The following is a 6,467-nucleotide window of genomic DNA, read 5'->3' as shown; positions in this document are numbered from 1 at the left end:
CGTTATGGATGAGTTGTGTCAGGATGCAGTTCAGTTTGTAATTTTAGGAACAGGGGAAGAAAGATACGAAAATATGTTCAGACATTTTGACTGGAAATATGGAAAAGACGTATCTGCCAATATTTTCTATTCAGAGGAGTTATCTCATAAGATTTACGCCGCATGTGATGCATTCCTTATGCCATCTCTCTTTGAACCGTGTGGACTTAGTCAGCTTATGAGTTTAAGATATGGTACACTTCCGATAGTCCGCGAAACCGGTGGATTAAAAGATACGGTACAGCCTTACAATGAATACGAAAATACAGGTACAGGATTCTCATTTAGCAATTATAATGCTCATGAGATGATGGGTACGGTAAGATACGCAGAACATGTATTTTATGATAAAAAACGTGATTGGAACAAGATGGTTGAAAGGGCTATGAAGGCTGATTTCTCATGGAAGGCATCAGCTGAAAAATACCAGCAGTTATATAATGATTTGTTAGGATAATAGCTGACATTAAAATCGTAAAAAGTATAAAAAGACAGGTAGAAATTTCTTTAATGAAATCAGATACCTGTCTTTTAAATTACAAATAAATTTATTTGACTTCTTTAATGCCTGAAATATCAGGGGCAATAGTCATGGAAAAATTAGTATGATAAATTACAAAACCGGGCATGGCACCGGCAACCTTCTTTATGTGTTTTTTCTGAATGTAATCTATCTCAACCTTATCCTGATTAGAACCCTTTGAGTAAAAGGCTGCAAGTCTTGCAGCTTCTTCAAAAGTATTATCAGGAAGATCTTTGTTATTGCATTTGACTATAACATGAGAGCCGGGGAAGGTTTTGCTGTGAAACCACCAGTCATTTCCCGTGGCAATCTTAAAAGTAAGCTCTTCGTTTTGGATGTTGTTTTTTCCCACATACATATCAAATCCGTCAGAGGATATAAAATGAAGGGGCTTGCTTTTATCCCTGTCTTTTTTATTTTTATCCTTAGAGCTATGTTTAATATAACCGGTTTGCCTTAATTCCTTAGAAATTGCCTTTAAATCTTCTTCGCTGTCAGCAATATCAAGGGCAACGTCAATGGATTCTAAATAGGTTATGGAGGCTTTGGTCTCCTTTATTATTTCACTAAGGGCTTCATAAGTTCTCTTTAATTTAGTGTATTTTTCAAAAAACTTCTTGGCATTGTCAATTGGTGACATAGTAGTGTCAAGAGTAATTTTAACAGGCTTTCCGGTATAAAAATCCGTGGTTTCAAAAACTTTAGTTCCGGGAGTAATTGAATAGCCGTATGTGGTAAGAAGCTCCCCATAAACCTTATATTTGTCTTTTTTTTCAGTATCCTTTAACTGGTGCAACTGAAGATTATATTTTTTGTTTTCCCTTTCAAGGGCGTTAGTTACTATTTTTCGTAAGTCAACTGACTTTTGCCGCATTCTTGTGTAAAGATTTTTCTTAGCATAGTAGGTTTCTAAAAGTTCACTTATACTTTCATAATTTGTTGCAACGCAGTCAGGATAAGTTGAAAGAGGGATAGCACTAAACTCTTCCGGTTTGCCATCCTTTTCGTAAATTACAGGGAAAAATTCCTGCTTTTTAATTTTATTAATCATAGAATAAAAACTCATCCATATAAGATTCTGGTCACCGTGAACAATAGTGTTGGCAGGCATTGAAGAATCTAATTTGTTTTCAAAACACAGGCTTTCGGCAATAGTAGGACTGATTCCGGTAAAACTGGTATATATTGCCTTAGACAATGCCATAGGCTTTGAAAAAACAATATTAAAGAAATCTTCTCTTGTGATTTCAAGAGGATTAGCCTTATCCATGGTTTCAGGAATAAAATAAGGTTTTCCCGGCAAAACCTGTCTTACAGAGCTCATAACGGAAGTTACATGCTTAATACTGTCAATAATTGTATTGTTATCGTCAGTAAAAATTATGTTACTATGTTTTCCCATAAGCTCAACAATAAGATGTTTTACCTTTACATCCCCTAATTCATCTAAATGCTGAATTTCAAAGTCAATAATACGTTCAAGTCCCGGCTGGGTTATACTTAAAATCCTTCCGCTATTAATATGTTTTCTTAAAAGCATACAAAAATTAGGCGCAGTTAAAGGCGCCTGCTTGTTATTTTCAGTAAAATAAGCAAGGGGAAGACTTGCATTAGCACTAATAAGCATTTTATGCTGGGTTTTTCCTGCCTTATATGTAATCATAAGCTCATCAGATTCAGTCTGGGCAATTTTATATATTCTACCTTCTGCTAAACGGGAATTAAATTCCGAAACAAGAGCAGATACGGTTATTCCATCAAAAGCCATATAGGTCTCCTTAATTAGTTAAAAATTTTGTTTAAAATGTAACAAATTAAATTTTAATATTAAATAAGGGTTAAGTCAAGGAAACTCAAACCTTGACGGTAAGGCTTCTATGAATTATAATAAAGTGAATTATGGGCAAATAGTTCATTAGGAGGCAACATGCTAAAAAGTATGACAGGATTTGGCAGGTCGGAAGTTACCGAAGGCGACAGAAAAGTTACGGTAGAAATGAAATCTGTCAACCACAGATATTTAGAATTAGGAATAAAATTACCAAGAAAGCTTAATTTCTTAGAAAGCGCGGTGCGTAACGAAATGAAGAAATACGTGCAACGTGGAAAAATTGACGTTTTTGTAACTTATGAAAATCTCGGTGAGGGAAGCGAAAGCATAAGATACAATAAGGAATTAGCCAGGGAGTATTACGACTGCTTTGCACAAATCAGTGAAGATTTAGGCATTGATAATGACATTAAAACCAGCTTTATAGTTAAAAGCCCTGATGTTATTACGGTAGAAAGCGGTCAGGATGATGAAGAAGTAATACAGTCACTTGTTATTTCAGCTATTGATCAGGCAACTGAAAAGTTAGTTGAAACCAGAAGAGTGGAAGGTGAACATCTGAAGAAAGATTTGATTTCAAAATTAGATGACATGATTGTATTAGTTGAAAAAATTACTGAAAAGTCTCCTGTTATTGTAGAAGAATATAAGGAAAAAATAACTACACGTATTAATGAATTATTAGATGAGGCAAGCATCGACGAGGCACGAATTGCTCAGGAAGTTACCATATTTGCAGACAAGATTTGTGTTGATGAGGAATTAGTAAGATTGGACAGTCATATAAAAACCATGAAAGATACCCTGATTCAGGGAGGAGCTGTTGGCAGAAGGCTGGACTTTATTGCCCAGGAAATGAACCGCGAGGCAAATACCACTTTATCAAAAACAACTGATGCAGAAATATCAGATATGGCTATTGAACTTAAAACAGAAATTGAAAAAGTTAGAGAGCAGATTCAGAATATAGAGTAGAGGTGACATCCATGAAAAAAGGAAAATTAATTATTGTTTCAGGATTTTCGGGAGTTGGAAAAGGAACTGTTATGGAATATTTGAAAAATAATTATGACAATTATGAGTTTTCAGTTTCAGTAACAACCAGACAGCCGAGAGAAAATGAGATAAATGGTGTTCATTATCACTTCATTACTAACGACAAGTTTGAAAAAATGGTAAATGAAGATGCACTACTTGAATATGCAGGATATGTAGACCATTATTATGGTACACCAAGGCAGTTTGTTGAGGATAACATTAATCAGGGAAAAGATGTTATTCTGGAAATAGAAACTCAGGGTGCCCTGCAGGTTAAGGAGAAAAAGCCGGAAGCAGTTATGGTATACATTCTTCCACCAAGTGCTAAGGAACTTAAGAAAAGGCTGGTGGGAAGAAATACAGAAAGCATAGAAGTTATAAATGACAGATTGGCAAAGGCAGCAGAGGAAACAGATAATTTAGATAAATACGACTATTTTGTCGTTAATGATAAAGTTGAAACATGTGCCAAAAACATAGATGGCATAAGAAATGATGATAATCCTGATTTAGCAGATAAGGATTTCGTTGAACAGATTAAAAAAGATATTTTAGGTTTTAAGAGAGGAGAATAATATGTTACATCCATCATATTCAGATTTAATGGCAGTTGCAAACAGTGAGGTTGAAGACGGTGAACAGCCGGTAGTACAGAGCAGATATTCAATTGTAATGGCTACATCTAAAAGAGCAAGACAGTTAATAGCAGGTGATACACCACTTATTGACAATGCAGAAGGTAAGAAACCATTATCAATAGCTGTAGATGAATTATATAATTCTAAAATCAGAATTTTAGGCGAAGACGAAGAAGAGGAATAAAGTGTCGGTTACGACACTTTTTCTTAGGCTTTATTTTAAAATAAGGAGTTTTTTGTTTGAAAGTACTGTTTATATCATTAGGATGTGATAAGAATCTTGTGGATTCTGAGCATATGTCGGGAATACTTGAAAAAGCAGGTTATCAGTTTACTGATGATGAAAGAGAAGCTGATATTATAGTAATTAACAGTTGTTGCTTTATTAATGATGCAAAGGAAGAAAGCATTAATACCATTTTTGAAATGGCAAGATACAAGGAAGAAGGAAATTGCAAGGCACTAGTGTTAGCAGGTTGTCTGGCACAGCGTTATTATTATGAAATTAAGGAAGAAATTCCTGAAATTGACATATGCATAGGAACAACGGCAATAGACAGCATTGCAGATGCACTTAATAATTTCTTTAAGGAAAAGGAAAAGGTTTTTTGTCTTAAGAATATTGATATTCATGCAGGGGAAAATGCACCGAGAAATTTATCCACATCAGGAAGTTATGCATATTTAAAAATAGCAGAAGGTTGTGACAAACATTGCACATACTGTATTATTCCTAAAATAAGGGGAAATTACCGAAGCGTTAAGATGGAAGACGTTTTAAAAGAGGCTAAGGAGCTGGCTGAAAGCGGTGTAAAAGAACTTATTTTGGTGGCTCAGGAAACAACTATGTATGGTGTTGATTTATATGGCAAAAAATCATTACATGTTCTTTTAAAAGAACTGGCAAAAATTCCGGGAGTGTACTGGATCAGAGTATTATATTGCTATCCGGAAGAAATATATGATGAGTTAATAGATGTAATGGCATCAGAAAGTAAGATATGCCATTATCTGGATATTCCTATTCAGCATGCCAGTGATAATGTTTTAAAGAGAATGGGAAGAAGAACAGACAATAAACAGTTAAGAGATATTATCGCAAAGCTTAGAAGTAAGATTCCGGACATTGTTCTTAGAACTACTCTAATTACAGGATTTCCGGGAGAAACCCGGGAAGACCATCAGATAACCATGGAATTTGTTGATGAAATGGAATTTGACAGACTTGGAGTTTTTACATATTCAGCAGAGGAAAATACTCCGGCGGCTAATATGGAAAACCAGATAGATGAAGAAGTAAAAATCTCCCGTCGTAATGAAATTATGGAATTACAACAGGAAATTGTATTTGAAAAGTCTGAAAAGCTTGTGGGAAGAGAGTTTGTTGCACTTATAGAGGGACATATATCCGGTGAACATGCATATATGGGAAGAACATATATGGATATACCGGGAGTTGACAGTAATATTTTTATTGTAACAGACGAAGAACTGATGACAGGAGATTTTGTAAAGGTAAAGGTTACCGGAACAAATGACTATGACCTGATTGGAGAATTGGTTTTGTAAAGTTTAGGAGGCTATATGAATTTACCGAATAAATTGACAGTGTTTAGAATTTTGTGTATTCCTGTGTTTGTAATATTTTTACTTGCAGATGGGATTACATATAATAATTATATTGCAGTGGCAATATTTATATTGGCAAGTCTTACGGATTTTCTTGATGGAAAAATCGCAAGAAAATATAATTTGGTTACTAATTTTGGAAAATTTATGGATCCATTAGCGGATAAGCTATTGGTATGTTCAGCGCTTATCTGTCTTACACCGGATAAAATTCCTGCATGGATAGTTATAATTATTATTAGCAGGGAATTGTTTATCAGTGGATTTAGAACATTGGCTGCTGATCAGGGAATCGTCCTTGCAGCAGGTTGGTGGGGAAAGTTTAAAACAACATTTCAAATGTTGATGATTATAGTACTTATATTAAATTTACCATATGCAGTATTTGATGTTATAGGAGAAATTCTTATATGGATTTCCCTTGCCCTTACAATTATATCAATGATTGATTATGTGGTTAAAAATATAGATGTACTGAAGAATTAATTTATTTTATGTGAGGAGAAGGAATAATGGCAGGGTACAATACTTTATCAAAAGAGCAGTTAAATGAGGAACTTGTAAAATTAAAGGAAGAATATGCAAAGATTCTTGATTCAGACATTAGTCTTGATATGTCAAGAGGAAAGCCGGGAGAAGACCAGTTAAATCTTTCCATGGGAATGATGAATGTTCTTGACGGAAATTCAGACTATAAGACAACAGTAGGTTTTGATTGCAGAAACTATGGACTTTTAGACGGAATACCTGAAGCAAAACAGATGATGGC

Annotated in this window: 7 protein-coding genes and 1 pseudogene; 7 read left to right on the top strand and 1 reads right to left on the bottom strand. The window is 34.6% G+C overall.

From position 1 onward, the window contains the following. A partial coding sequence (locus Q5O73_RS09615; RefSeq protein ID WP_302669574.1) for a glycogen synthase occupies positions 1–496 on the top strand: 496 nt, incomplete at its 5' end. A gap of 91 nt (positions 497–587) precedes the next feature. Here Q5O73_RS09615 and Q5O73_RS09610 read toward each other — a convergent pair. Then, positions 588–2,330, bottom strand: a complete 1,743-nt coding sequence (locus tag Q5O73_RS09610) for an NFACT family protein (RefSeq protein ID WP_302629467.1) — start codon at positions 2,328–2,330, stop codon at positions 588–590. Between the two features lie 159 nt (positions 2,331–2,489). On the opposite strand from Q5O73_RS09610, the gene Q5O73_RS09605 reads away from it, so the two are divergent. The 6 genes and pseudogenes from Q5O73_RS09605 to Q5O73_RS09580 form a co-directional block, all read left to right on the top strand. Continuing rightward, the gene (locus Q5O73_RS09605; RefSeq protein WP_021953222.1) at positions 2,490–3,368 is read left to right on the top strand and encodes a YicC/YloC family endoribonuclease; all 879 of its coding nucleotides are present in this window, start codon (positions 2,490–2,492) and stop codon (positions 3,366–3,368) included. 11 nt (positions 3,369–3,379) lie between these two features. Beyond that, positions 3,380–4,006 carry a guanylate kinase gene (gmk, locus tag Q5O73_RS09600; RefSeq protein WP_021953221.1) on the top strand — a complete coding sequence of 209 codons (627 nt, stop codon included), beginning with the start codon at positions 3,380–3,382 and terminating at the stop codon, positions 4,004–4,006. Position 4,007: 1 nt separating this feature from the next. Continuing rightward, positions 4,008–4,253: a DNA-directed RNA polymerase subunit omega gene (rpoZ, locus tag Q5O73_RS09595; protein WP_021953220.1), complete on the top strand. Its 246-nt coding sequence runs from the start codon at positions 4,008–4,010 to the stop codon at positions 4,251–4,253. A gap of 56 nt (positions 4,254–4,309) precedes the next feature. Beyond that, positions 4,310–5,638 carry a 30S ribosomal protein S12 methylthiotransferase RimO gene (gene rimO / locus Q5O73_RS09590; protein WP_302624955.1) on the top strand — a complete coding sequence of 443 codons (1,329 nt, stop codon included), beginning with the start codon at positions 4,310–4,312 and terminating at the stop codon, positions 5,636–5,638. Positions 5,639–5,653: 15 nt separating this feature from the next. Further along, positions 5,654–6,184, top strand: coding sequence for a CDP-diacylglycerol--glycerol-3-phosphate 3-phosphatidyltransferase (gene pgsA, locus Q5O73_RS09585; RefSeq protein ID WP_021953218.1), 531 nt, complete (start codon positions 5,654–5,656; stop codon positions 6,182–6,184). A 26-nt stretch (positions 6,185–6,210) separates the two neighbouring features. Continuing rightward, positions 6,211–6,467: pseudogene (locus tag Q5O73_RS09580) on the top strand (aminotransferase); the annotation flags it as partial.

It is taken from the genome of Eubacterium sp. AF15-50 (assembly GCF_934835595.1).
Classification (GTDB): domain Bacteria; phylum Bacillota; class Clostridia; order Lachnospirales; family Lachnospiraceae; genus Eubacterium_G; species Eubacterium_G segne.
This window is presented reverse-complemented; position numbering and strand designations above follow the sequence as displayed.

Excerpts from the sequence above, each read along its gene's own strand:
- pgsA (WP_021953218.1), top strand. The coding sequence starts at position 5,654 with ATGAATTTACCGAATAAATTGACAGTGTTTAGAATTTTGTGTATTCCT.
- Q5O73_RS09605 (WP_021953222.1), top strand. The coding sequence starts at position 2,490 with ATGCTAAAAAGTATGACAGGATTTGGCAGGTCGGAAGTTACCGAAGGC.
- Q5O73_RS09610 (WP_302629467.1), bottom strand. The coding sequence starts at position 2,330 with ATGGCTTTTGATGGAATAACCGTATCTGCTCTTGTTTCGGAATTTAAT.
- rpoZ (WP_021953220.1), top strand. The coding sequence starts at position 4,008 with ATGTTACATCCATCATATTCAGATTTAATGGCAGTTGCAAACAGTGAG.
- gmk (WP_021953221.1), top strand. The coding sequence starts at position 3,380 with ATGAAAAAAGGAAAATTAATTATTGTTTCAGGATTTTCGGGAGTTGGA.